Annotated in this window: 28 protein-coding genes, 1 tRNA gene, 1 other RNA gene and 1 pseudogene; 21 read left to right on the top strand and 10 right to left on the bottom strand. The window is 63.6% G+C overall.

The genetic code is table 11. The annotated features are described in order from the left end of the window. Nucleotides 1-320: 320 nt before the first annotated feature. The 8 genes from AAGW05_RS13275 (at nucleotide 321) to AAGW05_RS13240 (ending at nucleotide 6,351) form a co-directional block, all read left to right on the top strand. Nucleotides 321-740, top strand: coding sequence for a DUF3052 domain-containing protein (locus tag AAGW05_RS13275; protein WP_411805011.1), 420 nt, complete (start codon nucleotides 321-323; stop codon nucleotides 738-740). Next, on the top strand, nucleotides 740-1,216 hold the full coding sequence (locus AAGW05_RS13270) for a peroxiredoxin (protein ID WP_411805010.1): 477 nt from the start codon (nucleotides 740-742) through the stop codon (nucleotides 1,214-1,216). Before AAGW05_RS13275 ends, AAGW05_RS13270 begins: the two co-directional genes overlap by 1 nt. Nucleotides 1,217-1,218: 2 nt before the next feature. Then, a complete protein-coding gene (locus AAGW05_RS13265) occupies nucleotides 1,219-2,166 on the top strand; it encodes an NAD-dependent protein deacetylase (protein WP_411805009.1) in 948 nt (315 codons plus the stop codon). Between the two features lie 71 nt (nucleotides 2,167-2,237). Further along, nucleotides 2,238-2,313, top strand: a tRNA-Val gene (locus tag AAGW05_RS13260). A gap of 100 nt (nucleotides 2,314-2,413) precedes the next feature. Continuing rightward, nucleotides 2,414-3,316 (top strand): exonuclease domain-containing protein, encoded by a 903-nt coding sequence (locus AAGW05_RS13255; RefSeq protein WP_411805008.1) that lies wholly within the window; start codon nucleotides 2,414-2,416, stop codon nucleotides 3,314-3,316. Nucleotides 3,317-3,319: 3 nt separating this feature from the next. Beyond that, entirely contained in the window at nucleotides 3,320-3,676 is a 357-nt protein-coding gene (locus tag AAGW05_RS13250; RefSeq protein ID WP_411805007.1) for a hypothetical protein, read from the top strand. A 399-nt stretch (nucleotides 3,677-4,075) separates the two neighbouring features. Further along, a complete protein-coding gene (locus AAGW05_RS13245) occupies nucleotides 4,076-4,861 on the top strand; it encodes an IclR family transcriptional regulator (RefSeq protein WP_411805017.1) in 786 nt (261 codons plus the stop codon). A 131-nt stretch (nucleotides 4,862-4,992) separates the two neighbouring features. Continuing rightward, nucleotides 4,993-6,351 (top strand): MFS transporter, encoded by a 1,359-nt coding sequence (locus AAGW05_RS13240; RefSeq protein WP_411805006.1) that lies wholly within the window; start codon nucleotides 4,993-4,995, stop codon nucleotides 6,349-6,351. Between the two features lie 168 nt (nucleotides 6,352-6,519). Here the strand turns inward: AAGW05_RS13240 and AAGW05_RS13235 are convergent, their stop codons facing one another. After that, the gene (locus AAGW05_RS13235) at nucleotides 6,520-7,584 is read right to left on the bottom strand and encodes a D-2-hydroxyacid dehydrogenase (protein ID WP_411805005.1); all 1,065 of its coding nucleotides are present in this window, start codon (nucleotides 7,582-7,584) and stop codon (nucleotides 6,520-6,522) included. 86 nt (nucleotides 7,585-7,670) lie between these two features. Here AAGW05_RS13235 and AAGW05_RS13230 point away from each other — a divergent pair, with 86 nt between their 5' ends. From AAGW05_RS13230 to gndA, 4 genes are all read left to right on the top strand, one after another. Continuing rightward, nucleotides 7,671-8,594 (top strand): NAD(P)-dependent oxidoreductase, encoded by a 924-nt coding sequence (locus AAGW05_RS13230; protein WP_411805004.1) that lies wholly within the window; start codon nucleotides 7,671-7,673, stop codon nucleotides 8,592-8,594. Between the two features lie 116 nt (nucleotides 8,595-8,710). Beyond that, entirely contained in the window at nucleotides 8,711-9,481 is a 771-nt protein-coding gene (locus AAGW05_RS13225; RefSeq protein WP_411805003.1) for an SDR family oxidoreductase, read from the top strand. A gap of 13 nt (nucleotides 9,482-9,494) precedes the next feature. Continuing rightward, on the top strand, nucleotides 9,495-10,547 hold the full coding sequence (locus tag AAGW05_RS13220; RefSeq protein ID WP_411805002.1) for an L-idonate 5-dehydrogenase: 1,053 nt from the start codon (nucleotides 9,495-9,497) through the stop codon (nucleotides 10,545-10,547). A gap of 137 nt (nucleotides 10,548-10,684) precedes the next feature. After that, entirely contained in the window at nucleotides 10,685-12,136 is a 1,452-nt protein-coding gene (gene gndA / locus AAGW05_RS13215; RefSeq protein ID WP_411805001.1) for an NADP-dependent phosphogluconate dehydrogenase, read from the top strand. Between the two features lie 81 nt (nucleotides 12,137-12,217). Here gndA and map read toward each other — a convergent pair whose 3' ends face one another. Next, complete coding sequence (gene map, locus AAGW05_RS13210; protein ID WP_411805000.1) at nucleotides 12,218-12,982, bottom strand: type I methionyl aminopeptidase; 765 nt, start codon at nucleotides 12,980-12,982, stop codon at nucleotides 12,218-12,220. Between the two features lie 60 nt (nucleotides 12,983-13,042). On the opposite strand from map, the gene AAGW05_RS13205 reads away from it, so the two are divergent. Next, complete coding sequence (locus AAGW05_RS13205; protein WP_411804999.1) at nucleotides 13,043-13,339, top strand: helix-turn-helix domain-containing protein; 297 nt, start codon at nucleotides 13,043-13,045, stop codon at nucleotides 13,337-13,339. Between the two features lie 39 nt (nucleotides 13,340-13,378). Here the strand turns inward: AAGW05_RS13205 and AAGW05_RS13200 are convergent. After that, a pseudogene (locus AAGW05_RS13200) lies at nucleotides 13,379-13,600 on the bottom strand (monooxygenase family protein); the annotation flags it as partial. Between the two features lie 11 nt (nucleotides 13,601-13,611). On the opposite strand from AAGW05_RS13200, the gene AAGW05_RS13195 reads away from it, so the two are divergent. Further along, nucleotides 13,612-13,692 (top strand): hypothetical protein, encoded by an 81-nt coding sequence (locus AAGW05_RS13195; RefSeq protein WP_411805016.1) that lies wholly within the window; start codon nucleotides 13,612-13,614, stop codon nucleotides 13,690-13,692. A gap of 22 nt (nucleotides 13,693-13,714) precedes the next feature. On the opposite strand, the gene epsC is transcribed toward AAGW05_RS13195, so the two are convergent. The 3 genes from epsC to msrA all read right to left on the bottom strand — a co-directional run bounded on the left by epsC (nucleotide 13,715) and on the right by msrA (nucleotide 16,021). Next, complete coding sequence (gene epsC / locus AAGW05_RS13190; RefSeq protein ID WP_411804998.1) at nucleotides 13,715-14,302, bottom strand: serine O-acetyltransferase EpsC; 588 nt, start codon at nucleotides 14,300-14,302, stop codon at nucleotides 13,715-13,717. Between the two features lie 144 nt (nucleotides 14,303-14,446). Further along, entirely contained in the window at nucleotides 14,447-15,382 is a 936-nt protein-coding gene (cysK, locus tag AAGW05_RS13185; RefSeq protein WP_411804997.1) for a cysteine synthase A, read from the bottom strand. A 114-nt stretch (nucleotides 15,383-15,496) separates the two neighbouring features. Next, nucleotides 15,497-16,021 (bottom strand): peptide-methionine (S)-S-oxide reductase MsrA, encoded by a 525-nt coding sequence (msrA, locus tag AAGW05_RS13180; RefSeq protein ID WP_411805015.1) that lies wholly within the window; start codon nucleotides 16,019-16,021, stop codon nucleotides 15,497-15,499. A gap of 89 nt (nucleotides 16,022-16,110) precedes the next feature. On the opposite strand from msrA, the gene AAGW05_RS13175 reads away from it, so the two are divergent. Next, nucleotides 16,111-17,181 carry a Nif3-like dinuclear metal center hexameric protein gene (locus AAGW05_RS13175; RefSeq protein ID WP_411804996.1) on the top strand — a complete coding sequence of 357 codons (1,071 nt, stop codon included), beginning with the start codon at nucleotides 16,111-16,113 and terminating at the stop codon, nucleotides 17,179-17,181. 104 nt (nucleotides 17,182-17,285) lie between these two features. Continuing rightward, nucleotides 17,286-18,023, top strand: coding sequence for a zinc ribbon domain-containing protein (locus tag AAGW05_RS13170; protein WP_411804995.1), 738 nt, complete (start codon nucleotides 17,286-17,288; stop codon nucleotides 18,021-18,023). Nucleotides 18,024-18,059: 36 nt separating this feature from the next. On the opposite strand, the gene AAGW05_RS13165 is transcribed toward AAGW05_RS13170, so the two are convergent. Then, nucleotides 18,060-18,824, bottom strand: coding sequence for a YaaA family protein (locus AAGW05_RS13165; RefSeq protein WP_411804993.1), 765 nt, complete (start codon nucleotides 18,822-18,824; stop codon nucleotides 18,060-18,062). A gap of 241 nt (nucleotides 18,825-19,065) precedes the next feature. Between AAGW05_RS13165 and AAGW05_RS13160 the strand changes: the two genes are divergently transcribed. The 5 genes from AAGW05_RS13160 (at nucleotide 19,066) to AAGW05_RS13140 (ending at nucleotide 22,636) form a co-directional block, all read left to right on the top strand. Next, nucleotides 19,066-20,556, top strand: a complete 1,491-nt coding sequence (locus tag AAGW05_RS13160) for a glyceraldehyde-3-phosphate dehydrogenase (RefSeq protein ID WP_411804992.1) — start codon at nucleotides 19,066-19,068, stop codon at nucleotides 20,554-20,556. Between the two features lie 83 nt (nucleotides 20,557-20,639). Then, nucleotides 20,640-21,023: RNase P RNA component class A (gene rnpB / locus AAGW05_RS13155), an RNA gene on the top strand. A gap of 405 nt (nucleotides 21,024-21,428) precedes the next feature. Then, entirely contained in the window at nucleotides 21,429-21,581 is a 153-nt protein-coding gene (locus tag AAGW05_RS13150; protein ID WP_411804991.1) for a hypothetical protein, read from the top strand. Nucleotides 21,582-21,589: 8 nt separating this feature from the next. After that, nucleotides 21,590-21,691: a DUF664 domain-containing protein gene (locus AAGW05_RS13145; protein WP_411804990.1), complete on the top strand. Its 102-nt coding sequence runs from the start codon at nucleotides 21,590-21,592 to the stop codon at nucleotides 21,689-21,691. 198 nt (nucleotides 21,692-21,889) lie between these two features. Continuing rightward, nucleotides 21,890-22,636 (top strand): HNH endonuclease family protein, encoded by a 747-nt coding sequence (locus AAGW05_RS13140; protein WP_411805014.1) that lies wholly within the window; start codon nucleotides 21,890-21,892, stop codon nucleotides 22,634-22,636. 41 nt (nucleotides 22,637-22,677) lie between these two features. Here AAGW05_RS13140 and AAGW05_RS13135 read toward each other — a convergent pair whose 3' ends face one another. From AAGW05_RS13135 to AAGW05_RS13125, 3 genes are all read right to left on the bottom strand, one after another. Beyond that, on the bottom strand, nucleotides 22,678-24,282 hold the full coding sequence (locus AAGW05_RS13135) for a peptide chain release factor 3 (protein ID WP_411804989.1): 1,605 nt from the start codon (nucleotides 24,280-24,282) through the stop codon (nucleotides 22,678-22,680). A 99-nt stretch (nucleotides 24,283-24,381) separates the two neighbouring features. Next, the gene (locus AAGW05_RS13130; RefSeq protein ID WP_411804988.1) at nucleotides 24,382-25,242 is read right to left on the bottom strand and encodes an acyltransferase domain-containing protein; all 861 of its coding nucleotides are present in this window, start codon (nucleotides 25,240-25,242) and stop codon (nucleotides 24,382-24,384) included. Between the two features lie 38 nt (nucleotides 25,243-25,280). Further along, nucleotides 25,281-26,726 carry a sugar porter family MFS transporter gene (locus tag AAGW05_RS13125; protein WP_411804987.1) on the bottom strand — a complete coding sequence of 482 codons (1,446 nt, stop codon included), beginning with the start codon at nucleotides 26,724-26,726 and terminating at the stop codon, nucleotides 25,281-25,283. Nucleotides 26,727-26,766 lie beyond the last annotated feature (40 nt).

The following is a 26,766-nucleotide window of genomic DNA, read 5'->3' as shown; positions in this document are numbered from 1 at the left end:
ACTATCGTCTCCGGCAGCCACGTCCAACCTCTCTTAAAAGCAGTGTGGGGCGCCCAGTGCTGTGGCCATGGGCGTGTATTAATACTGTAGACCGCACCCGGAGCTTGTGCGTAGCTGCGCCCCCTGCATGAACTGCTCGCTCGACGGGTCCGCGCGGCCTGTCGTGCGTTACAGCGACGTGTCATGTAAGGCAAATCACACAATATTGCGGGGTGTTTGTTGCCAATGGCCGTTAAGTAGAGGCAATATGGGCTGACCCACTAGACTGGGTTTACTTATCAACAAACCAGCGCATAAGCGCTGACCGCAGGAGGAAAAACGTGAGCGAGGCCGACGCCGGCACTGTTGCCATGGTGGCAGGCAATTTGGGGTTCAAGGACGAGGATCTTGTCCAGGAACTCGGATACGACGACGACGTTGATTTTGGTTTGCGCGACAGCATTGAGGACCTGATTGGGTCCCAAATGTTCGATGAGGATGATCATGACGTTGTGGACGCCGTCATCTTCTGGTGGCGTGCAAACGATGGCGACCTGGTGGATGCACTGGTGGATTCACTGACGACCTTGGATGAGGGTGGGATCGTATGGATCCTCACACCCAAGTCCGGCCGGGATGGTTACGTCCCGCCGTCGGACATTCAGGAAGCAGCCCCTACGGCTGGCCTGCACGTCACGACCACCGCGGGTGTGTCAGAAGACTGGGCGGCAACCCGCCTGGTTCCGCGCAAGCGCCAGTAATGAACGACGGCGGCACGCAGCCGGGATTGCACGTGGGCGACATGGCCCCAGACTTTTCCCTGCCAAACCAGTTTGGCGAGCCAATTTCCCTTTCCGGGCTGCGTGGCGCCCCTGTGGCGATCGTGTTTTATCCCTTCGCTTTCTCCGGCATCTGTACGGGGGAGCTGTGCGAGCTGCGGGACAACTTTGCCGAGTTCGCCGAGGCGGGTGTCAGGCTCCTGGCGATTTCCGTCGACACCAAGTACACCCTCCGCGCCTATGCCGAGGCCGAGGACTACAATTTTGACCTTCTGGCCGACTTTTGGCCCCACGGAGCGGTCGCCAGCGCCTACGGCGCCTTTGATCCCGTCAGGGGCATGGCCGGGCGCAGCACCTTGATAATCACGGCCGAGGGCGTCATTGCCGACATGTTCGCCACCCCCACGGGGCAGGCCCGACCGTTGGAGCGTTACCGACGGGCATTGGAACGACTTTAACCGTGGACAGTGTGCGTCCCGGCATTGGGCAGACAGGTTTTGTGCACGATGACCCTGCCGACGCTGGCGAGGCTGCTGCCGGCGCGTTGGCCCCGGCCGAGGAAGCCGTCTTGGATGCCGTCGCGGAAATGATGAGCCGCCACCGCGTGGCTCTGCTGAGCGGCGCCGGCCTGAGCACCGACTCCGGGATACCCGACTACCGCGGCCCGAATACGCCGCCCAGGCGGCCCCTTACCTATCAGGAGTTCATCGGGGATCCGCTGCTGCGCCGGCGGTACTGGGCAAGGAACCATGTGGGCTGGACCCACATGCGCCATGCCGCACCGAACGCCGGGCATTATGCGGCCGCCGCGCTTGAACGCGGTGGCAGGCTGAGTGGCATCATTACCCAAAACGTTGACCGTCTTCACGAGGAGGCGGGCGCCGCCAACGTCGTGGACCTGCACGGTCGGGTTGACCAGGTCGTGTGTCTGGGGTGCGCAAATACATACTCACGGGCCTTCGTTGCCCTGATTCTCAACGAAATCAATCCAGGCTTCCTGGAAGCCGTCGAGTCTGCCGGCGGGGCGTCTGCTGCCCCCGACGCCGATGCCGACCTTGAAAGCGAAAGGCTCATTGCCGACTTCAAGGTCGCCACGTGCCCCCTGTGCGGCGGCATGCTGAAGCCCGACTTTGTCTTCTTCGGCGAAAACGTGCCCAGGGACAGGGTTCAGCGGTCCTTTGAAATCCTTGACTCTGCCGGGATGCTGCTGGTGGCGGGATCGTCATTGACGGTGATGAGCGGGCTGCGTTTTGTGAAAAAGGCCGCTAAGGATGGCAAGCCCGTGGTCATCATAAACCGTGGAACGACGCGGGGGGACGGGCATGCCGACGTGAAATTGGAGGCTGGCGTGGGGGAGAGTTTGACCCGTCTTGCAAGTGTCCTGGGGCTCGATTGGCGTAAAACCTAAAACATCATGTACAGTAGTTTCTCGTTGGTCAGGCCGACAAGCGCATAGCTTGGAAGCCAGGAACAATGATTGGGTCTTTAGCTCAGCTGGTAGAGCGCCACGTTTACACCGTGGATGTCATCGGTTCGATCCCGGTAGGACCCACCAAAGAAGAACCCTGCGGATTCAGGCGAAAGCCAAGAATCCGCGGGGTTCTTTTGCATTTCAGGACTGGTTAAGAATTGCAACTAAATTAGTGGAGGAATTAATGCACGGGATTTCTTTTACGGCCATTGATTTTGAAACGGCCAATAACTTTCGAGCGTCCGCGTGCTCGGTCGGGATGACAAAGGTTCGGGCCGGGAAGGTTGTTGACCAGGTCTCCTGGCTCATGAAGCCTTTGCCCGGCTACGAGGAATTCCATCCAGTAAACGTCGGAATTCACGGCATCACCGCCTCCCGCGTGCACAACATGCCCACATGGCAAAGTATCCACGGGCCCATGATGGACTTCATCGATGGGGATGCCCTGGTGGGGCACAATGTCAGCTTTGAAAAGTCCGTCATCGCCAAGGCCAATGAGGCCTGCAGGCTGCCAGCTGCAACGCTCGACTTTCACTGCACCCTGGCGCTGGCTAAGAAACACCTGGAGTTGCCCCACTACACGCTCTCCGACGTTGCCGGGGCCCTGGACATTCCGGCCTTCAACCACCACGACGCCGGCGACGACGCGCGTGCCAGCGCCCTCATCGCCATTGAACTTGCAAGCCGCAACGGCATAACCAGCCTGGCTGCGCTATGGCCCGCAGCTCAGAAGCCCGCAGCCAGGGTGCCCGGTTACTATTCGGCCGGCTACACACGAAAACTTGCCGACCTGCCCCAGGCCAACATCGCGGCAAACCCCTACGGGCCCCTCTACGGGCAGACCATGGTGTTCAGCGGTGACCTGGCCGCCCTGCCGCGGGCTGAGGCCCAGGACAGCGCAGCTGCCAGGGGAGCCGCCATCGCCAACAGCACCACCAGGAAGGTCACGATGGTGGTCTGCGCCGAACTGGACCGCGGGGGCCGGCCCAGTGCCAAGGTGCGCCGTGCGCACGAACTCGCTGCGGCGGGCCAGGACATCCAGGTGATCGGCGAAGTGCAGTTCCTGCGCCTCATGGCCTTCAAATAAGCCATGCGCACCACTGTGGAGGCGGCAATGTCAGACCCCGCCAGTAACCTCCTTGACATGATGATCCATGGGGAAGAAGTAGGGGTTCGCATCAGTGAGGCCGGCGTTCCGCTCGAGGTGCACCGCGGCGGAAGGGTGTGGTTTGTTGGTGCCGAGCCTGTGCGCTGGTACGAACGAACGCAGTGGTGGAAACACAACCGGCGCATGCCCAAGGGGCAGGGCCGTGTGGATGTGCAGGTGTGGCGCCTTCAGGTGCGGCTGGGGCCGAACCGCCGCAGCGATCTCGTCACCATGGACCTGGAGGTTGACCCCGGCGGCGGTCCGTGGCGGGTCCGGGAGGAGCTGCAATTGGCCGGTTAAGGGCGACGGCGGCTCGGAGTGGGCCGTTAAAAAAGTAAAAGGTTCCCCTCCACAGCTATTGGGGGACGCTGTGGCTGGGAACCAGTAACAAAAATATAACGCTTGAATCCGCGAGACGCAAACCGTGGTGGGCACTGTCCAGAGTTGGGACCGGACCGACGGGCACTTAAATTGGAGGACCCTCCACTGTGGCTATTGGGGGACGCCACAGTGGAAGGTCTGAGAAAAAATATACAGCCCCGGCAGCAAAAACACAATACCGGACGTTCTACCTCCACTAAGTGACAATATGATGGATGTTGTCCACTGCAATGAACCATTATGGGGTGTGGAACATGGGGCCGGGAAAATCCGGGCCGCCTTCAGCGATGAGGAAACCACGTGAGCGAGATTCAGGCCATGCCGAACAAAAGTGGCGACACCCGGGCGCATGCAACGCCCGCACCTGCGGTGACACGCGCCGCGGCCGTCCTGGACGCGCTGGCCGAGTCCACCACGGGCAGGCTCACGCTCAGCGACCTGGCCCGCGAATTGGGCATTCCCAAATCCTCCACGTCCAACCTGCTGCAGGCCCTTGAGGATGCGCAGTTGATCACCCGGGTTGGTTCCGACTATGCCCTGGGTGTGAAATTGGTTGAGCTTGGTGCCGCCTACCTGAGTCGCCGCGACGAAGTCAGGGAGTTCTACCGCTTCTGCGAACAAGCCCCTCTGCTTAAGGGCGAAACGGTGCGGATCGCCATGCTTGACGGTGGCAATGTCATCTACCTTGCCCGCCATGAGGGTCACCCGGCCGTCAGGCTGACCTCGAACATTGGCGACAAGATGCCTGTGAGCCTCTGCTCCGTCGGAAAGGTGCTCGTCTCCAGGCTCCATGACCACGACCTTGACCAGCTGTTTCCTGATGAGGTGGAACTGCCCGTCATGACCCCTAATTCGCTGCGCAGCGGCCGCGAGCTCAAGGCTGAGATTGCCCGGATTCGTGCCCAGGGCTACGCCTTTGAGGACGAGGAGTCCACTCTGGGTGTCGTGAGCCTTGCCGTTGCCGTCCCCACCCGGGGATTCCATGGGCCCAGCCTTGCCGTTTCGGTGACAGCACTCAAGGCGACATTCTCAGAAGGCCAGCGGGAAGCGATGGTACGCGAACTGACCGACCTGACCAAGATGCTGGGTAATCCCATGGGTTAGTGACGCGTGCAACATTTTCCCCTTGGCGGAGTGTTCACTGTGATGTACGCTGTACAGCATAGTGATCGACCTTCGGGTCGTTGTCGCCTGCCCGGACCAATGGTGGTTCGGGCTGTTTCAAGGGAGAACCAGTGACTACACAGCCATTACGCCCCACCGTTGCCCCTGCACAGCCGGGCGAGGAAAAGGTTGATCCGGAGCAGCTGCGCCGGGCCACCCTCGCCAGCTCCGTCGGCTCGGCGCTTGAGTATTACGACTTTTACATTTACGGGCTGGCCTCGGCGCTGATCTTCAGCCCGCTCTTCTTCTCCCCGCTGGGCGCCACGGGCGGGCTGATTGCCTCCTTCGCCACCTTCGGTGTCGGATTTGCTGCACGGCCCTTCGGTGGGCTCATCTTCGGATACATCGGCGACAGGTTCGGCCGCAAGCAGGTCCTGTTGCTGACAATCGGCCTCATGGGGACGGCGTCGTTCGCCATCGGGCTGCTGCCGACCTACAAGCAGGCCGGAATGTTGGGAGCCGTGCTCCTTGTCATCCTGCGCATCCTCCAGGGCTTGGGCGCCGGCGCCGAACAGGCGGGCGCCACAACCCTCATCTCCGAGGTCGCCCCGCGCAAGCGCCGCGGCTTCTTCGCCGCGCTTCCCTTCGTGGGTATCCAGGTCGGCACCCTGCTGGGCGCAGGAACCTTCGCGCTGCTGGGCCTGGCGAACCCTGAGGTCCTGGAGGGTTGGCTGTGGCGCGTGCCGTTCCTGGCCAGCGCCGTCCTGATCGCGGTCGCTGTTTACATTCGACTCAAGTTGAAGGAAACGCCCGTCTTCCAGGAGCTTGAGAAGCACGAGAACGTCAACAAGAACCCGCTGGGCGTGCTGTGGCGCACCTCCAAGAAGAACGTGCTGATCGGCATCGGCCTGCGCATGGGTGAAAACGGCAACTCGAGCATCTACTCGACACTGCTTGTGGCATTTCTTGCGGCCGAAGGTGGCGCCTTCCACGGCGACAAGTTCGTCGGCCCCGCAGGGCTGCTCATCGCGGCCGGCTTCTCAGCCGTCATGGTTGTCACCTTCGGAGCCCTGTCCGACAGGGTCGGCCGCGTCAAGGTGTACCGCTATGGCGCCCTGTTCCAGCTGCTCTTCGCTTTCCCGGCGTTCTACCTGGTTTCCCTGGGCAACGTGACGCTGGTTTGGCTGGTCATGAGCGTCGGCATCGCCCTCGGCGTGCAGTCGATGCTTGGCCCGCAGTGCGCGCTATTGCCCGAACTGTTCGGCTCCACCCACCGATTTACCGGCGTTGCCATGAGCCGGGAGATCTCCGCGGTCTTTGCCGGCGGCCTCGCCCCCATCGTCGGTGTCGCATTGTTGGCTGCCACCAATTACTCATGGATGGTCCTGGCCTGCTACTCGCTGTTGCTGGCGGGAATCTCCTTTGCCACCACCTTCGTCACCCCGGAAACCGTCGGTCGCGACCTGAACCTTGTCCAGGACGCTTCCTAGGTTCCATCCGCACCAAAAGCCACCATGGCGTCTGCTTCGGCAGGCGCCATGGTGCGTTTAAGCGTTCCATGGACTTGCGCCGGGCCCGGGCCCGCCGCCGTCGTGCTTGGGATGCGGGCACTCAAAAGGGGAGCCCCCCGAAGGAAGCTCCCCTGTGTGCGGTTGAGGTTAGTAGAAGTGGACCGGATCAACCACGTGCAGCAGCTGGCCGCCGGCCTGGAAACGCGTCAGGTTCTCCATGAAACGCTCGGCAATGAGGCGGTTCTCGGCCGTACTCAGGGCCGAGGTATGGGGTGAAACCATGACGCGCGGGTGATCCCACAGCGGGCTGGCCTCAGGCAGCGGCTCGACGGCGAATACGTCCAGGCAGGCGTAGGACACCTGGCCATTGTCAAGGGCCTCGAGGAGGGCGTCCTCATCAACGACGGTGCCGCGGCCGACGTTGACAAGGATCGCCCCGGGCTTCATGGCGTTGAAGATGTCGGCGTTGATCATCTTCTCGGTGAAGGGGGTGCCAGGCAGGGTGTTGATGAGGATGTCGGCCGTGGCCACCAGCCCCGGCAGGCCGGCCGTGTCGGTGACTTTGTCGATTCCCTCGATGGCCTCGACCGTGCGCTTGGTGCCGCTGACGTTCATGCCCAAGGCGCGGGCCAGGCGTGCGGTTTCCAGGCCAATTTCACCCAGGCCCGTGATGACAACGTTTGAGCCGCTGGCAAGGCGGGTCGGTGTGCGCAGTCCAGGCCAGTGCTTTGCGGCCTGGTCGGCTGCCATTTCCGCTGTGCGCTTGAGGCCGTTAAGTGCGCCCATCATGGCGAATTCGGCAAGCGGCAGGGAGTGGACGCCTGCCGAGCTGGTGACGGCGATGCGCGCCAGGTCTTCGGGCGGCAGGTTTGCCGCTTTCACAGCACCGCCGCCGCCTGCGGCCATGGCCTGGATCCACTGGACCTTGCCGGTGGCGGCAATCTCCGCCAGTCCGGAGGGGCTTTCGTTGGGGAAGCCGTAGAGCACATCGGCGCCGCGCAGCATGTCCCAGTAGCGGGCTTCCTGCTCGGGTGTGCGGGTGAAGGCGGGGTCGCCTGCGTGGTCGGCCGGGAAGCGCTCGGGTGGCAGCAGCTCAGGTTCGTACTGGACCGTGATGTTCGGGTTGGCGGACCTGATGGCCTGAACATGCTCTGCTTCGAGCGGGACGGCAATCGCGACGGTGAGATTATTAACTGTCATGATGTTCATCATACTGAATTGTGGATAGAATACTGAACACATGTGGCGAAATGTCCCATGAAATCACGAAACCATAAAGTTGTGAGGACGGGCAGTCAATGACGCAAACAACCGATTCCGCCCAGCAGGCGACGACGACTGTCGGGTTCGTCGGCCTGGGCCACATGGGCGCCCCCATGGCAGCGAACCTGCTGCGTGCGCAGTGGCCCCTAGTGGTGTGGAACCGTTCCGCTGCCGCAATCGTGCCGCTGTCCGCACAAGGGGCCCGGATTGCTGACACAGTTGCGGAACTTCGCGACTGCAACGTCATCATCTTCATGCTCCCCGACCTCGGCTTCATCGCCGAGGCCGCAGCTTCGCTGCTTGACGCATGGCGCGAGGTGCCCCCTGTGGCGGGAACCGCCGTCGTGGTCATGAGCAGCGTCTCGCCCCGGGCCGTCAAGGACTTTGGGGACGAGGTGTCACGGGCCAGCGCCGGCCGCGCGGCAGTGCTCGACGCCCCCGTCAGCGGCGGAACCATCGGGGCGGAAAACGGCACGCTCGCCATCATGGCAGGCGGCAGCGAAGACGACTTCGCCAGGGTCCTGCCCGTGCTTGAAAGCATGGGAACCGCCGTGCGCCGCCTGGGCGCCTTGGGTAGCGGCTCGCTGGCCAAGGCCTGCAACCAGCTTTTGGTGGGAACAACGACGGCGGCACTTGCCGAGGCGGCCGAGCTCGCCGAACGCTCGGGCATGGATGTTGCGGCCCTCTTTGACGTCCTTGGCGGCGGACTGGCTGACAGCGCAGTGCTGAGGTTTGTCGGCCCCCGCATTGCTGCCAAGGACTATGCGCCAACGGGGCCCGCCAAGTTCATGCACAAGGACCTGGGCTTCGTGCTTGAAAGTGCACGGGCGGCCGGATCCGCGGTTCCCATGGCCACCGCCGGACATGCACTGTACGGCGCCTTGAAGGACCAGGGGCTGGGGGAGCAGGACCTCGCCGTGGTCAGGGAATCCATTTCCCGCCTGGGCAATGAAATCTAACCCCGCGCCCTCGTTGAGGTTGGAGATAATGACGCCTTCGAGGGGTCATTATCTCCAACCTCAACGAGGGCGGGGCGGGGCAATTGGAAACCTCTATATATGGCAAGGACTGAAGAATGAGTGGATTGTTTGACCTGACCGGCAGGGTGGCCCTGGTCACGGGCTCCAGCCGGGGCATTGGCAACTCGCTGGCCCGCGGACTGGCGGAAGCCGGCGCAACGGTGGTGCTCAACGGATTGAGCCCAGAGCGGCTGGCGGCGGCGGAGGCTGCCATGGCCGCTGACTTCGCCCCCGGCCGGATTCGTTCGCTGGCGTTTGACGTCACCAGCGACGTGGCCGCAGCCGAGGGCATCGCCTGGATCGACGCCAACGTTGGCCCGCTGGAAATCCTCATCAACAACGCAGGAATCCAGCACCGCGTCCCGCTGCTCGAGCTCGACGTGAAGGACTGGGACAGGGTCATCCGCACGGACCTGACGAGTGCGTTCCTCGTGGGCCGCGAGGCCGCCCGGGGCATGCTGGCCCGTGGACGCGGCAAGATCATCAACATCTGTTCCGTACAGACTGACCTGGCCCGCCCCACCATTGCCGCCTACACCGCGGCCAAAGGTGGCCTGCGCAACCTGACCCGCGCGATGACGGCAGAGTGGGCGGGTGGCGGGCTTCAAATCAACGGCATCGCCCCCGGGTACATTCACACGGAAATGACGCAAAACCTTGTCGACGACGAGAAGTTCAACTCGTGGATCTTGGGCCGGACCCCGGCCAGCAGGTGGGGGACCGTCCAGGACCTGGTGGGCCCGGCCGTCTGGCTCTCCTCCGACGCATCGAACTTCGTGAACGGCCAGACCATCTTCATCGACGGCGGCATGACGGTAGTGGTCTAGAAAGATGGCAATCATGAATGAAATACAGCTTCCCGGCAGTGCCCCCGCCGTCGTAGCCCATGGCAAGGGCGACCTGCGCATCGAGGACGTGGCCCTGACAGAGCCAAGCGCCGGGCAGGCCGTCGTCGAAATAGCCTACGGCGGCATTTGCGGCTCCGACCTGCACTACTGGCTGCACGGCGCGGCGGGGGAATCAATCCTCAGGGACCCCATGGTGCTCGGACACGAGGTCGTCGGCACTGTGGTCCGCGCAGCCACCGACGGTTCGGGGCCGGTTTCTGGAACCCGTGTGGCCGTCCACCCCGCCACCCCAGGCCCGGGTGCCGCACAGTACCCGGCGGACCGCCCCAACCTGTCGCCCGGATGTACCTACCTTGGCAGCGCGGCACGGCACCCCCACACGGACGGGGCCTTCCTGCGCTACGCAAACCTTCCGACACGCATGCTCCGGCCATTGCCGGATGGCCTGCCGCTGCGTCGGGCCGCGCTCGTTGAACCCGCCAGCGTCGCCTGGCATGCCGTGGGCCGGGCCGGTGGCGTTCGCGGAAAGACGGCGCTCGTCGTTGGCTGCGGACCCATCGGGGCACTGGCTGTTGCAGTGCTCAAGCGCGCCGGTGCAGCCCACATTACCGCCGTCGACATGCACGCGAAGCCGCTTGAGATCGCCGCAGCGGTGGGTGCCGACGTCGTTCTTGAAGCCGGAAACGCCGATGCAATTGCCGCAGTGGAGGCCGACGTCGTTATTGAATCCTCCGGCAACCACTTCGGCCTGGCGTCGGCAATCAACGGCGCTGTCCGCGGCGGACGGGTTGTCATGGTGGGCCTCCTGCCCTCCGGGCCCCAACCGGTTGCCATATCACTGGCGATCACCCGCGAGCTGGAGCTGATTGGGTCATTCCGCTTCAATGACGAGATTGACGAAGTCATTGAAGCCCTCGCGGATGGCTCGCTCTTCGTGGATCCCGTGGTTACCCATGAGTACGCGCTCACCGACGGGCTGGCGGCCTTCAACATGGCGCGCAACTCGGCGGCGTCGGGGAAGGTCCTTCTGAATTTCACCAGCTAAAGACAGCATTTGGCATTCGGTTGCCATTGTTGGTGTCATACATGACAAGGCACGTATCCGAATCTTGGAATCAGCTGGGGAACGGGTGTCATCACCGATAAGCTGTAGGAAACTCTTTAACTCTCTCTGGAGGTAGTATGTCTGAAGTGAATGGCACCGCACAGATCGGCGTCACAGGTTTGGCTGTCATGGGCGCCAACCTGGCCCGGAACTTGGCCCGTAACGGATACACCGTTGCCTTGCACAACCGCTCCGTTGAAAAGACAGACGCACTGCTTGCCGCGCACGGTTCCGAGGGGGATTTTGTTCGCACCGAGACTCTCGCCGAGCTCGTGGAGTCCCTGGAGAAGCCGCGCCGCGTGCTCATCATGGTCAAGGCCGGCGGCCCGGTTGACTCCGTGATCGATCAGCTTGTTCCGCTCATGGAGGCCGGCGACATCATCATCGACGGTGGCAACTCGAACTTCGTCGACACCCGCCGCCGCGAGGCGGACCTGGCGAAGAAGGACCTGCACTTCGTGGGTGTTGGCGTCTCCGGCGGCGAGGAGGGTGCACTGCTGGGCCCGTCCATCATGCCCGGTGGGTCCAAGGAATCCTACGATGCGCTGGGCCCGCTGTTGGAAAAGATTTCCGCCAAGGTCGACGGCGAACCCTGCTGTGCATGGATCGGCACCGACGGTGCAGGCCATTTCGTGAAGATGGTCCACAACGGCATCGAATACGCCGACATGCAGGTCATCGGCGAGGCCTACGACCTGTTGCGCAGCGCCGCAGGCATCGAGCCCGCCGAGCAGGCTGAGATCTTTGGCAAATGGAACGAAGGCCAGCTGGCCTCCTTCCTGATTGAAATCACCGCCGAGGTACTGGGCCACGTTGACGCCAAGACCGGCAAGCCGCTCGTTGATGTGATTGTTGACTCCGCAGGCCAGAAGGGCACGGGCCGATGGACGGTCCAGTCCGGCCTGGATCTGGGTTCGCCCATCTCCGCGATCGCAGAGTCCGTGTTCGCCCGCGGCCTCTCCAGCCAGCGTGACCAGCGTGCGATCGGCCAGGACGTCCTGGCCGGCCACGAGGTTGCCGTTGACCTGGGCGCCGACTTCGTCGAGGACGTCCGCCAGGCACTGTACGCGTCCAAGCTCATCAGCTACGCGCAGGGCATCGACATGCTCACCAGCGCCGCGACCGAGTACAACTGGGACCTGAAGCTCGATGAGATCGCCTCGCTCTGGCGCGGCGGCTGCATCATCCGCGCCGAACTCCTCAAGGACATCACCAAGGCCTACGCGGCGAAGGAGAAGCCGGCGAACCTGCTGTTCGCTCCGGCGTTCGCCGCGGAAATCGCCGAGGTCCTCCCTGCCTGGCGCCGCGTGGTATCCACCGCCGTCCAGCTGGGCATCCCGGTACCGGTGTTCTCCTCCTCGCTGGCCTACTACGACGGCCTGCGCCGCAAGCGCCTGCCCGCAGCCCTGACCCAGGGCCTGCGCGACCTCTTCGGCGCCCACACGTACAACCGTGTTGACATCGAGGGCACTTTCCACACCCAGTGGAGCGGTGACAAGAGCGAAATCGAAGCAGTCGACACCCACTAGTCCCCACCGGACTATGACGTACGACGGCGGCCGGTGACCTTCAGAAGAAGGGCACCGGCCGCCGTCGTGCTTTAAGCCAGGTCAGGCCGTGAGGATTTCCGGCCCGTTTTTGGTGATGGCAACTGTGTGTTCGGTGTGGGCAGTTCGAGCGCCTGTCGCGCTGCGCAGAGTCCAGCCGTCGGGGTCCATGACGAGTTTCGCGGTGTCGACCATGGCCCATGGCTCAATCGCGAGCAGCAGGCCCGCCTTCAGCTTGTAGCCCTGGCCGGCCTTTCCGTTGTTGGCGATGTGAGGTTCCTGGTGCATGGTGGAGCCCACCCCGTGCCCGCCGAAATCTGTGTTGACGCTGTATCCGGCGCCCCTGAGGACCTTGCCGATCGCAGCGGAGATGTCGCCCACGCGGGCGCCCGGCTTGGCGGCGGCAATACCGGCTTTCAAGGCAGCTCGGGTGGCGTCGATCAGGCGTTGGTCCTCGGGATCGCGGGGTGTGCCCACGATGAAGCTGATGGCGGCGTCGGCCACGACGCCGTTGAGGGACACGGCGAAGTCGAGTGTGAGCAGGTCACCGTCCACGATGGCGTAGTCGCGGGGGAGTCCGTGGAGCACTGCGTCATTGACGGAGGTGCAGATGACGTGGCCGAAGGGGCCGCGGCCGAAGGCGGGAGCGTAGTCCACGTAGCAGGAGAGGGCCCCGGCCTCGGCGATCATCTCTGCGGCCCAGGCGTCGATCTCCAGAAGGTTGGTGCCGACGGCTACGCGCGTCTGGAGGGTCTTCAGTACGTGGGCAACGAACGCGCCGCTCTTCTTGGCCAGTTCAAGCCTTGCCGGGCTGAGAATTTCGATCATGGGCTTCCTTATAATATTCCTATTACTATACCGGTATTACTATACCGCTATGATGGAGTCATGGTTCGTTTACCCCTATCCCCGGAAGAGATTGTCCGCGGCAAGCTCCTGGGCCAGATGCTTCGGCGAGCACGTGGCGAGCGGCCCATGCTTGCCGTGGCGATGGCAGCGGGCATTTCGCCGGAAACTTTGCGGAAGATCGAAAGCGGCAGGGTCCCAACACCCTCATTCTCCACGGTGGCGATGCTCTCCATGGTCCTCGGCTTGTCGCTGGATACCGTGTGGCAGGGAATTCACGAAGAATCCTCGGACAGCGTTCCCAGGGTTCAGGGGGAGCATCTGCGCAAAGCGTCCTAAGCGGCAGTCAGCACACGGGTGGTCACCTCGGAGGTGTTCAGGGCTTTGCCAGCAGGGGAGCAGGATTGTTGCCCGTCCGAGCCACTGGTGGAAGCCGAGCATTCCCGATTCGGGTCGCGTGGACAGGTAGTTCAGCATCCTTAGCCTTGCCATCGCGGGCCGCATGACTGCGCCCAGATGCCACCACCGGTTGGCGCGCATGCCGATGAGGAAGACAGCGACCGTTCCGGCGTGGGGGACGCGCCTATCGGGACTGGGCACTGTCCCATCCCGTGCTGTACTCGCTCATGTTCGCGACGCCAGAGGTGGCCGCCGCGTTGTCCGGGGCCGCCCGCGCTTATTTGATGCGTTGATCCAAGGAACGTAGCTGCCGGGTCAGATCCACATGGCGGGATCTATGTACTCCGCCGGGTCAACGGCCGGTGCCATTTCCTTGCGGGCGTCCCTGTGCCTGATGGTGGCGGGCACTCCTGTCAGGATCGATGCGGCGGGCGCATCCTTGACGACGACGGCGTTGGCGCCAATCGCCGAATCGTCGCCGATGTAGATGGGGCCAAGAACCTTGGCACCGGCCCCGATGGTCACCCGGTTGCCGATGGTGGGATGGCGCTTGGTCTTGGCCAGTGAGCGCCCGCCCAGGGTGACGCCGTGGTAGATCATGACGTCGTCGCCGATTTCGGCTGTCTCGCCAATGACCACTCCCATGCCGTGGTCGATGAAGAAGCGCTTGCCGATGGTGGCGCCTGGGTGTATTTCAATGCCTGTGGCAAAGCGGGTCAGCTGCGACAGCACCCGGGCAGGGAACCGCAGCCCGGGATTGGCCCACATCCTGTGGGTCAGCCGATGCACCCAGATGGCGTGAAGGCCTGAGTAGACAAAAAAGTTCTCCAAGGAGCCCCTGGCTGCCGGATCATGTGACCGGGCGGATTCAAGGTCCTCACGTATTTTTGCGAAGAATCCCACAGACTTCCTTCAGTTGACCGCCGTCGTGCTTCTTCGGCGTGGTTCTCATGGCGTTGGCTGGCACAATCGAGACGCCCGCAGCATTGGCGCCGGGCGCGAATGCTGCGGGAATTCTCTGCGATTTATCGCACTGCTTGGCGCGTGCTAGCCCCGGATGTCGTCGTAGAGCACTGTCGAAATGTAGCGCTCGCCAAAATCACAGACGATGGCAACGATGAGCTTTCCGGCGTTCTCCGGACGCTTGGCCAGTTCAAGGGCCGCCCACACGATCGCCCCGGAGGAAATACCGCCCAAGATGCCTTCGCGCATGCCCAAGTCACGAGCAACTCGTACCGAATCCTCCAGGGTGGCGTCGATAACTTCGTCGTAGATGCCCTGATCGAGGATTTCGGGGATGAAGTTCGCCCCGAGGCCCTGAATTTTGTGGGGGCCGGGTGCGCCGCCGTTGAGGATGGGTGAATCGATGGGCTCAACGGCAATAATCTGTACGCCGGGCTTGCGTTCCTTCAGCACCTGGCCCACGCCTGTCACGGTTCCGCCGGTGCCGACGCCGGCAACAAAGATATCCACGGCGCCGTCGGTGTCTTCCCAAATTTCCTCGGCCGTGGTCTGGCGGTGGATGGCGGGGTTGGCCTCGTTGGCGAACTGCTGGGCCCAGATGGCGTTCTCTGTACTGGCCACGATCTCCTTGGCCTTCTCCACAGCACCACGCATGCCTTCAGAGCCCGGTGTCAGGACAATCTCGGCACCGTAGGCGCGCAGCATGACACGGCGCTCGGTGGACATGGTCTCCGGCATGGTCAGGATGACCTTGTAACCACGGGCGGCGCCCACCATGGCAAGGGCGATTCCGGTATTGCCTGAGGTGCCTTCGACAATGGTTCCGCCGGGCTTGAGTTCCCCGGAGGCCTCGGCTGCATCAATGATTGCCACACCGATTCTGTCCTTGACGCTGTTGGCGGGGCTATAAAACTCCAGCTTCACGGCCACGGTCGCGTTCAGACCTTCGGTCAGGTGGTTCAGGCGCACCAACGGTGTGCCGCCAACCAGCTGGGTGACGTTGTCATAAATACGTGCCATGAAGGGTCCTTAGTGGTGTGGTGAAAAGGGATGAAGCGCAAGGGCAGTCAGTCAGTGTCCGCGAGGCCGCACGCTGTGCATATCCGCCAGCGTAGCGAGTCGAATTACCGCGTTCTAGGCGGTGAGCCACTTCGCGTAATGTTTTCGAACTTTAGCAATCTTAGGGTTGATAATGACCTGGCAGTAGCCAACCTCCGGCCGCTGGGCGTAGAAATCCTGGTGGTAGTACTCCGCCGGGTAAATCTTTTCCAAGGGGGACACCTCTGTGACAATCGGGTCCTTCCACAACGGCTGGTTACGTGCAATCGCAGCACGGAACAACGCATCTTCCTGCGCATCGCGGAAGTACATTACAGAGCGGTACTGGGTTCCGGCGTCGTACCCCTGGCGGTTCAACGTGGTCGGGTCATGCTGGACGAAGAACATGTCCAGGATGACGTCCTCAGGGATGACGTTTTCATCAAACGTCACCGAAACCACCTCGGCGTGCCCCGTCATCCCGGTGCAAATTTGATCGTAGTTGGGATTCGGCAAGGCGCCGCCGGTATATCCGGACACCACTGATTCCACGCCGAGGGTCATCTGATACACGGCGTCAAGGCACCAAAAGCAGCCACCGCCCAATACAAAAGTCTTCATAGTCATTTATAAGCCTTGGGCGGCCCGGAACATTCCCGCCGCCGGCCTCCCGGTCCGATTCCCGGTCTGCCCGCCAGTAAACTAGAAACATGAGCAAGGAACCAACCTTTCCCGCGTCCGACGACGTGACTGAAGCAGTTGCCCACGGAGCCGTGGAGCAAACGGCACATACCGAGGAATTGGTGGCCGCCGGGCTGGATGACGACATCGCCACCGTCCATGACCTCCACGGTGCCCCGGATGAGGAATTTGACCCTTCCGAGGAATTTGACCCTTCCGAGGATGTCGAGGAACTGATTGACCAGGACGCCACGCCGCTGCAGACGCCCGTGCTGTCGGATGTCCTGGTGGCTGTTGAGGAACTCTGGCCCGAATCGCTCGCCGAGGACTGGGACCGTGTGGGCTTGGTGGTCGGACGTCCGGAGGCCGAGGTCGACCGGATCATGTTTGCCGTCGACCCCACCCTCGAGGTCATCGACGAAGCCCTCGAGTGGGGTGCCCAGCTGCTGATCACCCACCACCCGCTGCTGATGAAGGGCGTGAATTCGGTGGCCGCCACATCGGGCAAGGGCCGGGCCGTCCACAGGTTGATCGAGGGTGGTTGCGCGCTGCTGACAGTCCATACCAACGGGGACAGTGCAGTGGGCGGCGTCTCGGACGTTCTCGCCGATGTCCTGGGCCTGACAGATGCGCAGCCGCTCATGCCGTCGGCACACGGGCTCGTCGAAGAGGGAATCGGCCGCGTAGGCCTGCTGCCCGGGGCCGAGAAGCTCGGCGACCTTGCGGCACGGATCTTCCTGACGCTGCCTGCCGTTGCCGGCGGGGTCAGGGTCGCCGGGGACAGGGATGCCCTGGTCCACAAGGTTGCCGTGTGCGGTGGCGCCGGCGACAGCCTGTTTGACGCCGTCCGCGCCAGTGATGCCGACGTCTATGTCACAGCGGACCTGCGCCACCATCCGGCGTCGGAGGCGCGTGAAGCCCGCATCGACGGGCGGCCGTACCTGATCGACCTTTCCCACTTTGCCAGTGAATGGCTGTGGCTGCCGGCCGCGGCCCAGGCCCTGGCCACTGTCCTCGCCGACCAGGGTTTTGAGGCTGAATTGACAGTGAGCCAGACGAACACGGACCCGTGGGACTTTATTCTCACGCCCGGGAACTAGCGCCTAGTGGTCTCCCACCGCTCGCAGGCTCGCGGCGGGACCCTCGACCGCTAGGCTTGCACTAGAGCAGCACCCATTTTTCTTTATGTAGCAGGAGGACTTACATGGCTAAGGCAGCACCGGGCGAGCAAATGCGCCTGCTTGAGGTTCAGGTACTGGATGGCAAACTGCGGGGGCTCGACGTCCAGGCAAAGGAATTGAAGGAAGACCCCCGTCTTCCCGACCTCCACGGTGGTGTCACCGTCGCCAAGAGCGACCTTGTTGTGCTGGACACGGCCGTCAGCGATGCCCAGCGTGCCCTGACCAAGTCCGAGGACGACGTCGCCGCAGTTGTTGCCCGCATCGAACGGGACGAGGCAAAGCTGAACAGTGGAACAGGCCTGTCAAAGGACCTGATGGCCCTGCAGAGCGAAATTGAGTCGCTGAACCACCGACGGGGCGATCTTGAAGATACCGAGCTTGTTGCCATGGAAACCTTCGAGGAGGCCGTTACCAGGCAGCAGGCGCAGCGCGAGCTGGTGGTCCAGATGCAGGCTGTCCTCGATGAGGTTCTCGACGAGGTGCGCAGCAAGCTGGGTGCGTTGAAGATGGAACGTGACGCCACCTTGGCCGAGCGCGCAGAGCTGGCCGCAACCTTCGCTCCTGAGCTCATGGCCATCTACGACAGGGCACTGGCCAAGTATGGCGTTGGTGCCGCGCGGCTGTTCCACGGCAAGTCGGAGGGCTCGGGCATGCACCTGAGCGCCGGTGACCTCGTCGAGATCAAGAAGGCCGCGCCCGATACGATCGTCTTTTGCCCGGACTCGGGCGCCATCCTTGTCCGTTCGGAGGAGTGGAGCTAGGAACACAGGAGCGGAACTTGCCCGCCGGCCCGTGCCTCAGTCCGTCAGGATGATGTTCAACGCATGGGCCTTGCGGGCGGTGCCCGGCACCAGTTCCACGGCCCATTTTTCCCCGGCGGCCTTGGCCAGCTGAGCAGGCGTCTCGGGGGCCTTGCCGCGGCGGGTCAGCAAATGCCCGGCCAGTTCGCCGCGGGTGTGTTTGGCGAAGTGCGAGACCACCTTGCGCGTGCCGTCGCGTTCGGTGAAAACGTTGACGGCCACTGTGCGTGACGGTTCCGGAACCCACGCTGCGGCGTAGGTGCTGGAGCGGCAATCCACCAGCAGGTGCCCCTCGCTGCGGGCCGCCAGTGCTGCGCCGAGCTTCGGCTTCCAAAAACTTGCCAACTTTCCCACGCCGGGAAGACCCACGGACATCGAGAGCCTGTAGGCGGGAATCCTGTCGGCGAATCCAACAGCACCCCACAGCCCGGAGACAACCACGACGGCGTCATCGGCCTTGCGCTTTTGCGCAGCGGTCATGCCCCGGTAGCCCAGGGCGTCGAAAAGCACGCCCGAATAGATGGTGTGTGCCGGTGCGGCGGGTTCAAGGGCCAGGCGCGTGTTCCGGCTGACCTCGTGAACCAGCGACGCCCCCACGCCCAATTGCGTGAGCGCGTCCGGCTGCCCCGAGACGGCAGCCAGCGCCGCGGCAACCTCCTGCCGGGCGGCGGTGAGCTCCGGAAAACTCAGCTCGGCCAGGTCAACGGGGGATCCGGCGTCGGCGGGGGTCTTGCCTTCTGAAGGCGGCAGCAAAATCAACACCCTGCGAGCTTATCGGCTTGTTGGGCGCCGAATTTCGGGCCCGCCCAGATTCGAACGTACAGATGATGCCAATGGTGCGCGAAAACATTGCCATCAACTGTACGTTCGGCGGGGAGGGGCAGAGGGTGGGGTGGACCGGTCTAGTGAGTCGGCTCACTGAAGTCGTCGGTAGCAGGCGCCCGCTGTCACACTGGATTTTGGCTTGAACCAAGGGTGTTTTAAGCTAGAAGAGGTAGAAAACGTGACGCACAACGACGTGGCACTGAAAAGTGACGCCGCCCTGGACACCTGGATCCAGCGCGAAACCATGGCCGAGGCACTGATCCCGCTCATTGGGCGCCTCTACCGAGAAAACAATGTCATCACCAGTGTCCACGGGCGCTCATTGATCAACAAGTCCCCGTATGACATCCTCAAGGCCCACCGCTTCGCCCGGCACATCGACGACGTGGAACTTCCCTTGGCTGAGACCCTGCCACTGATCCAGGCCCTTGCCACATTGGAGCTTGGCTCGGCATCCTTGGACGTCGCCCGCCTGAACGCGAGCTTCAAGGCCTCGGGGCAGGCTGACCTGGAAACCTTCCTGCGCACAGAATTGGCCGAGATCGTGGGCCGTCGCGGCGAAGACGGCCGCACCAGCACCGACGTGGTGCTGTACGGCTTCGGCCGCATCGGGCGTCTGCTGGCCCGCATCCTCATCGAACACAACGGCGGCGGCCACGGCCTGCGCCTGCGTGCCATCGTGGTCCGCAAGGGCGGCGACTTCGATCTGACCAAGCGTGCAAGCCTGCTGCGGCGCGATTCCGTCCATGGCCCCTTCGACGGCACCATCACCGTTGACAAGGACAGCAACATCATCCAGGCCAACGGCACTGCCATTCAGGTCATTTACTCCGACAGCCCGTCAACCATCGACTACACGGCGTTCGGCATCGAGGACGCACTTGTTGTTGACAACACCGGCCGCTGGCGCGATGAAGAGGGCCTGTCCCAGCACCTGAAGAGCAAGGGCGTGGCCCGGGTGCTGCTGACGGCCCCAGGTAAGGGTTCACTGAAGAACATCGTGTACGGCATCAACCACGACATGATTGAGGCCTCGGACAAGATCGTCACCGCCGCCTCCTGTACCACCAACGCCATCACGCCGGTGCTGAAGGTCCTCAACGACAAGTACGGGATCATCCACGGCCATGTTGAGACGGTCCACTCGTTCACGAACGATCAGAACCTGACCGACAACTTCCACACGGGTGACCGCCGCGGCCGCTCGGCGGCACTGAACATGGTGCTGACCGAAACGGGCGCCGCAAGGGCTGTCGCCAAGGCTCTGCCGGAGCTGGAAGGCAAGCTGACGGGCAACTCCATCCGCGTGCCAACACCCAACGTGTCAATGGCGATCCTGAACCTGACGCTCGAACACGGCACCACCAAGGAAGAAGTGAACAGCTACCTGCGCGACGTGTCGCTGAACTCGGAGTTCCGCAAGCAAATCGACTACATCGACTCACCAGAGGTGGTCTCCTCTGACTTCGTCGGCTACCGGCGTGCAGGCATCGTTGATGGCCTGGCCACCATCAGCACCGACAAAAACCTTGTCCTGTACGTCTGGTACGACAACGAGTTCGGCTACAGCTGCCAGGTGGTGCGTGTCATGGAGGAAATGGCAGGGGTCCACCCGCGCCAGTTCCCCGCACTGGACCCCTCGCCGAAGCTGGCCACAGCCTCCGTGTAACCCGCCCTGCCAAGCCAAGGGCCGGCGTCGTGCATCAACGACGCCGGCTGCGGCCGCCGCAGAGGGTAGACTTGTTCACTGGACAGGGCAGCTAGGCAACCGCGCGTCACGCACGTGGCTCGAGGAACGTCCGGGCTCCACAGAACGGGGTGGTGGGTAACGCCCACTCGGGGTAACCCGCAGGAAAGTGCCACAGAGAATAGACCGCCGGCACGGTTCGCAAGGACCGGCGCAGGTAAGGGTGAAACGGTGGTGTAAGAGACCACCAGTGCCCCAGGTGACTGGGGGAGCTAGGTAAACCCCACCCGGAGCAAGGCCAGACAGGGCATGGTTGAGGGCTGTTCGCCCGAGTGCCTGGGTAGGCTGCTAGAGGGCGTCGGCAACGGCGTCCGTAGATGGATGGTTGCCTCTCCGCCGCGGGTAACTGCGGCGGATGACAAAACCCGGCGTATCGGCTGCCCTGTCCAACAATCAGCGTGTCATTCCCGCATTGTGCGGCAATGACACGCTTTTTTCTGTTTAACGGGAGCACGCTCCAGAGGTGTGCTGGCGGGCACTGCCGCGCGGGTCCGGGCAGGCGTAGCGTCGTTGCATCGACTCCATGAAAGGACCGTGGACGGTGGAATACACACGACTGGGCGCCTGAGGACGCCGAAGCAATCTTCAGCAAGGTCCTTGAGTTTGGCATAAACTTCTCGGACACGGCCAACGGCTCCGGTGAGGGCACCAGCGAGGAAATCACCGGACGGGCCCGGTGCAGGCCGGCACGCCAGGCCCTGGGACGGAACTACTGCATGCTGCAGTACCGATGCAACGGCCCGCCGGGTCTTCCCGGGCTTGTGGCGCCCGCTGGTCCCTGCAAGGCTTGGGGCATGGATGAGACACGGGCCAAGGCAGATCTGCAGCGCTACCTCCAAGCGGGACGCGACGCCGTCATATGGAAGCTTCAGGGTCTGGGTGAGCACGACGCCCGCCGGCCCGCCGCGGGACGCCCCGGGACAGGTCGTATGGTGGCCGGAGGATAGGAACCCCCGTGACGCCGCATCAGATCCTCGTCCATGAAATTACCGAAACTCACAGGCATGCCGGACATGCTGACCTGGCCAGGGAGCTCATTGACGGTGCCGTGGGCTGAGCCGGCCTGTGGATAACGTCAGGCACCGTTCGCCAAGCGATCCTAGACTTGAACCATGGCACACCCTTGCGGCAGCGAGCACGCCTCCGGGCGGGGCTGAGCCGCGCCGTGGCCCGCCATGCGGCACGAATCACGGGAGTTCCTGCCCGCACGGGGCGTGATCGGGGCCCGGGGCCGCCCAGCCCGTCCGCAAGACGGCTGCTGCTGGCCGCAGCAGGGCTCGCGGCGTTGGCGCTCCTCGTCCTTGCCGGCTGGCTGCACAGCTCGGGCCGGTGGCCCTTTGAGCCCGACGCCGGCCCTCCACCCGCGCTTGCGAGCCAGCCGGCGGAATTGGGCAAGCCGGTTGTTGCCGTGGGACCAGGCACGGCGCTGGCGCTGTTGGAGACCCTTGCCGTCAAGGGAAGGGCCCCGCGCAGCGACTACCAGCGCAGCGCCTTTGGCGAGGCATGGCTTGATGCCGACGCGAACGGCTGCGACACCCGCAACGACATCCTTCGCCGTGACCTGCAGGACGTCACGTTTGTGGATTCCTCGCCCTGCCTGGTGGCAAGCGGGCGCCTCGATGAACCTTATACGGGCAGGGAAGTCCGGTTCCGCCGTGGCAAGGACAGCAGCGGTACGGTGCAGATCGACCACGTCGTGGCCCTCGGCAACGCCTGGCAGACGGGCGCCGGGGCCCTGACCCCGATGCAGCGCCAAAGCCTCGCCAACGACCCCCTGAACCTGCTTGCCGTTGACGGCCCCGCGAACCAGGAGAAGTCCGATGCCGACGCCGCCACGTGGCTGCCGCCGTCCAAGAAGTTCCGCTGCCATTACGTTGCCCGGCAAATATCGGTCAAGGCCGCCTACCACCTGTGGGTCACCCCGGCTGAGAAGGCCGCCATGAAAAGGGTGCTGGGGCCGTGCCCGAAACAGCAAAGCCTGCCCTCGGGCTACCTTACGTAGGGGAGGCGGCCGGGGCAGGCTTTCTCGGGAAGAAGCCATGCCTACATGGTGGTGCCGATTTCGGCCAGCGGCAGGTCCGGGTGGTTCTTTTCAACCCGGCGCATGGCCCAGATGTCGTTGAACAGGGCCAGGAATTCGCCGTCGCTGCGCTCGAGTACCTCGGCGCCATGGACATTTGCCAGCGTTTCAGTTGCGTCCGGCGTCGTCAATCTGGCAAGGGAGTAGGGCAGGCGCTCCAGGCGCATGGGGGCGTTGAAGTCGTGGTGCATGCGGTCCTCGACAACCTCGAACTGCATGGGTCCGACGGCGGCGAGCACCGGTGCCTGGTCCCCGCGCAGGTCCGAGCGCAGGACCTGGATCACGCCTTCGTGTTCGAGCTGTTCGATGCCGCGGCGGAACTGCTTGTACTTGCTGGGGTCCTTGGAACGGGCCACCTGGAAGTGCTCGGGTGCGAACAGCGGGATGGCGGGGTACTCCACCGGCTCCTCCACGAACAGCGAATCGCCAACGCGCAGGGCCGATGCGTTGACGAGGCCGACGACGTCGCCCGGGAAGGCGGTGTCGATGACTTCGCGTTCGCGGCCGAACACCTGCTGGGCGTACTTCGTTGCGAAGGACTTGCCCGTGCGGGTCTGGGTGACGACCATGCCGCGCTCAAACATGCCCGAGCAGACGCGCACGAAGGCCACGTGGTCGCGGTGTGCCTGGTTCATGCCGGCCTGGACCTTGAACACAAAGCCGGAGAACGGGGCTTCGACGGCGCGGGCAGTGCCCGTGATGTCGGCGCGCGGTGAGGCGGGCGGGGCGAAGTCGACCAACGTGTCAAGGATCTGCTTGACACCGAAGTTCAGGGCCGCGGAGGAGAACAGCAGGGGAGTGGCCTTGCCCGCGTAGAAGGCCTCGAGGTCCAGGGGCGCGTCCTCGTCGACCACAAGGCTGGCCTCCTCGATGGAGTCGGCCCACGCGTCGCCTTCGGATGCGGCTGCGGCCTCGGGCGTCATGTACTCGGTCAGGGCGATCTGGGCGCCCGAGCTGTTGCGGGCAAATTTGGCGAACTCGTTGCGGCGGATGTCCCATACGCCACGGAAGTCGCCGGCGATGCCGATGCCCCACGTCAGCGGCATGGGGGTCAGGCCCGTGCGTTCGGTGATCTCGTCCATAAGTTCAAGCGGGTCAAGGCCCGGGCGGTCCCATTTGTTGATGACGGTGATGATGGGAAGGTTGCGCTGGCGGCACACCTCGAACAGTTTCATGGTCTGGGTTTCCAGGCCCTTACCGGCGTCAATGAGCATGACGGCGCAGTCGACGGCGGCCAGCACACGGTAGGTGTCCTCGGAGAAGTCGGCGTGGCCGGGGGTGTCAAGGAGGTTGATGACGGTGTCGCGGTAGGAGAACTGCAGCGCCGCGGAGCTGATCGAGATGCCGCGGTCCTTTTCCATCTGCTGCCAGTCCGAGACGGTGTCCCTGCGGTTCGACTTGCCGTTCGTGGCACCCGCCGTGCCAATCACCTTGGCGTGCAGGGCCAGCGCCTCGGTCAGCGTTGACTTGCCCGCATCCGGGTGGGAAATCACGGCAAAGGTGCGGCGGCGCTCCGCCTGGCCGGTGATTTCGGTGGCGCGGGCGGGGGATTGGGCCGGAGAGGACACAGGACTACTTTCTAGCGGTGACAAAAATGTTCAGGCAGGGGCAAACACGCCAACCATCAAGTTTACCGCAGCGTTCGTGGCCCACGGTTGGCTCCCGGTTTAGCGCGGGAGCGCCACGAAACCGAAGCCGAGCTGCCAGGTTCCTCCGGCGTCGATGCGTTCAAGGACAACCCGCTGCAACGCCGTCGTGCGGGGCAGTGCATCGAGGTTGTCCATGTTGCGGGTGCGGAACGTGAAGTACACGGCATCGGTCGGTTCGTTGCGGGGTTCGCCGTACGGGGTGAAAAGGGCGGCAAAGCGGGCGATGTTGGAGTCCTCGGCAATGGTTGCGCCGAGGTACGGGTCAAGCAGCCATGATTCGCAGTTGGCGCTCTGCACCGGCTTTTCGGGGAAATGTTCGGCGAAGAAGGGTGCCGCCAATGCCAGACTTTCGGCGACCACTGCGGGGGAGAGGTCCCCGCCCTCCGGGATATGGACGCCAAGGATCCACTCGCCCGCGCCGACGCCGGGGATGTCAGCCGAGGGCTGGTGGATCAGGTACTGCAGCCGGCCCAGCTGGTAGAGGCGTCCGGAGAACACGTTGTTGAGCCATTTGTAGGTGTCCATGCCGAAGCGGTGGTGGACGCGGCGGTTGATGGCCATGTTCCTGCCAAAGTCGGCAAGAGTGGCCAAGGAGATCTCCGCGGAAATGCCGCGGGCTCCATGCCACTGCCGGATATCGGGAACGAACCGCATCATGGCGCTGAGCCAGTCCATCTCGGTGACGGGCAGTTCGGGTGTGCCCAGTTCAGGGTTTGACTCATCGGCACTGCCCAGCCGGGCGGCCAAATGCGCCAGGACCTTTTCAACGGCGGGTGACGCCGGTCCCTCAAGCAGGGCCAGGCACCCGGCGCGGTCCCCGGGTTCGACGTTCAGTGCGTCAAGTGTCATTTCTGGGCTCAAGGCGGTCCGCGGCGTCATGGCCCCAGTTTAGCCAATCCGCAGCCCGTTGCTGCACGTTACTTGGTGGCCTTGGGCTTCTTGACGAACAGGGTTTCGGCCTGCTCCAGCGACATGCCGTTTGTTTCAGGGATCTTGAACATGACAAAGAAGAACGACGCCGCGGCAAACACCGCGTACATGCCGTACGTCAGCGGCAGGGAGGCCGCGGCCATGCCAGGGAACGTCAAGGTGATGATGAAGTTCGCGATCCACTGGGCCGCGGCGGCCAGGCCGAGGGCGCGGGCGCGGATGCGGGACGGGAAGATTTCACCAAGCAGCACCCACACCAGCGGACCCCACGAAGCGCCGAAGCTGACAACAAACACGTTCGCGGCAACCAGGGCAACGGGACCCCATGCGCCGGGCAGGCTGATGTTGGACCCCGAACCCGTGGCCGATGAGAAGGCAAGGGCCATGGTGCCCAGGGAGAGCGCCATGCCGATGGAGCCTGTCAAAAGGATGGGGCGGCGGCCGATCCTGTCCACGAGGGCTATGGCCACGAGGGTGACAAGGATGTTCACTACGGCCGTCACCACTGAAATTGTCAGGGAGTTCTTTTCCTGGAAGCCCACTGCCTGCCACAGGGTGGTGGAGTAGTAGAAGATGACGTTGATGCCGACAAATTGCTGCAGCACCGAGAGGATGATGCCGATCCAGACCACTGGCATCAGGCCGAAACGCTTGCCCCGCAACGAACCCTTCCGCGCCGACAGGGCGTCTTCCTTGACTGCTTCCTTGATGTCGCGGATGCTGCGCTCGGTGTCTTCACCGGGTGCAATGGTTTCAAAGACCTTGGCCGCTTCGGCTTCCCTGCCCTTGAGGACAAGGAAACGCGGCGATTCGGGCAGGACCAGGGCAATGCCGAAATACACCACGGCGGGAATGGCGCCGGCAAGGAACATCCAGCGCCAGGCCGGGAGGCCGAACCATAATGTCTGGGTGGCGCCGCCCGCCGCGTTGGAAAACAGCGCGTCGGAAAGGAGCGCGGCAAAAATACCCACAGTGATGGCCAGCTGCTGCAGCGATGCCAGTCGGCCGCGGTGCCTGCGGGGTGAGATTTCGGAAATGTACGCCGGTGCAATGACCGAGGCCAGGCCGATGCCCAGGCCTCCGACGAGGCGCCAGAAGATCAGGGCGTACACGTTGAATGCCAGACCGGTGCCGATGGCGCTGACAAGGAACAGGATGCCGCCGAGTTTCATGGCAGGAATGCGGCCCTTGGCATCGGCAATCCGCCCTGCCATGTAGGCGCCCACCGCGCAGCCCAAAAGGGCGACCGCGACGGCGAACCCCGTCAGGGTGTCACCGAGGCCGAACTGGCCCTGGATGGCGTCGACCGCGCCGTTGACGACCGAGGAGTCAAAGCCAAAAAGGAAGCCGCCGACGGCACCGGCGACGGCAAGGCCGATGACCTTGCGGGGGATGCTCGAGGCTGCCGGGTTGGGCTCGGTTGGGCCGGACATTGTTCCCCCTAGCTGCCGCCACCGGGATGGCGGAGCGGCC

It is taken from the genome of Arthrobacter sp. LAPM80 (assembly GCF_046736435.1).
GTDB lineage: Bacteria > Actinomycetota > Actinomycetes > Actinomycetales > Micrococcaceae > Specibacter.
Note: the sequence above shows the minus strand (reverse complement) of the source record. Positions and strands in the feature narration are given on the sequence as shown.

Coding starts and splice junctions, on each gene's coding strand:
- AAGW05_RS13270 (WP_411805010.1), top strand. CDS start 740: ATGAACGACGGCGGCACGCAGCCGGGATTGCACGTGGGCGACATGGCC.
- AAGW05_RS13245 (WP_411805017.1), top strand. CDS start 4,076: ATGCCGAACAAAAGTGGCGACACCCGGGCGCATGCAACGCCCGCACCT.
- AAGW05_RS13255 (WP_411805008.1), top strand. CDS start 2,414: ATGCACGGGATTTCTTTTACGGCCATTGATTTTGAAACGGCCAATAAC.
- msrA (WP_411805015.1), bottom strand. CDS start 16,021: ATGAAGACTTTTGTATTGGGCGGTGGCTGCTTTTGGTGCCTTGACGCC.
- AAGW05_RS13230 (WP_411805004.1), top strand. CDS start 7,671: ATGACGCAAACAACCGATTCCGCCCAGCAGGCGACGACGACTGTCGGG.
- gndA (WP_411805001.1), top strand. CDS start 10,685: ATGTCTGAAGTGAATGGCACCGCACAGATCGGCGTCACAGGTTTGGCT.
- AAGW05_RS13150 (WP_411804991.1), top strand. CDS start 21,429: ATGGATGAGACACGGGCCAAGGCAGATCTGCAGCGCTACCTCCAAGCG.
- cysK (WP_411804997.1), bottom strand. CDS start 15,382: ATGGCACGTATTTATGACAACGTCACCCAGCTGGTTGGCGGCACACCG.
- AAGW05_RS13250 (WP_411805007.1), top strand. CDS start 3,320: ATGCGCACCACTGTGGAGGCGGCAATGTCAGACCCCGCCAGTAACCTC.
- AAGW05_RS13220 (WP_411805002.1), top strand. CDS start 9,495: ATGAATGAAATACAGCTTCCCGGCAGTGCCCCCGCCGTCGTAGCCCAT.
- map (WP_411805000.1), bottom strand. CDS start 12,982: ATGATCGAAATTCTCAGCCCGGCAAGGCTTGAACTGGCCAAGAAGAGC.
- AAGW05_RS13225 (WP_411805003.1), top strand. CDS start 8,711: ATGAGTGGATTGTTTGACCTGACCGGCAGGGTGGCCCTGGTCACGGGC.
- AAGW05_RS13175 (WP_411804996.1), top strand. CDS start 16,111: ATGAGCAAGGAACCAACCTTTCCCGCGTCCGACGACGTGACTGAAGCA.
- AAGW05_RS13130 (WP_411804988.1), bottom strand. CDS start 25,242: ATGACGCCGCGGACCGCCTTGAGCCCAGAAATGACACTTGACGCACTG.
- AAGW05_RS13170 (WP_411804995.1), top strand. CDS start 17,286: ATGGCTAAGGCAGCACCGGGCGAGCAAATGCGCCTGCTTGAGGTTCAG.
- AAGW05_RS13205 (WP_411804999.1), top strand. CDS start 13,043: ATGGTTCGTTTACCCCTATCCCCGGAAGAGATTGTCCGCGGCAAGCTC.
- AAGW05_RS13235 (WP_411805005.1), bottom strand. CDS start 7,584: ATGATGAACATCATGACAGTTAATAATCTCACCGTCGCGATTGCCGTC.
- AAGW05_RS13125 (WP_411804987.1), bottom strand. CDS start 26,726: ATGTCCGGCCCAACCGAGCCCAACCCGGCAGCCTCGAGCATCCCCCGC.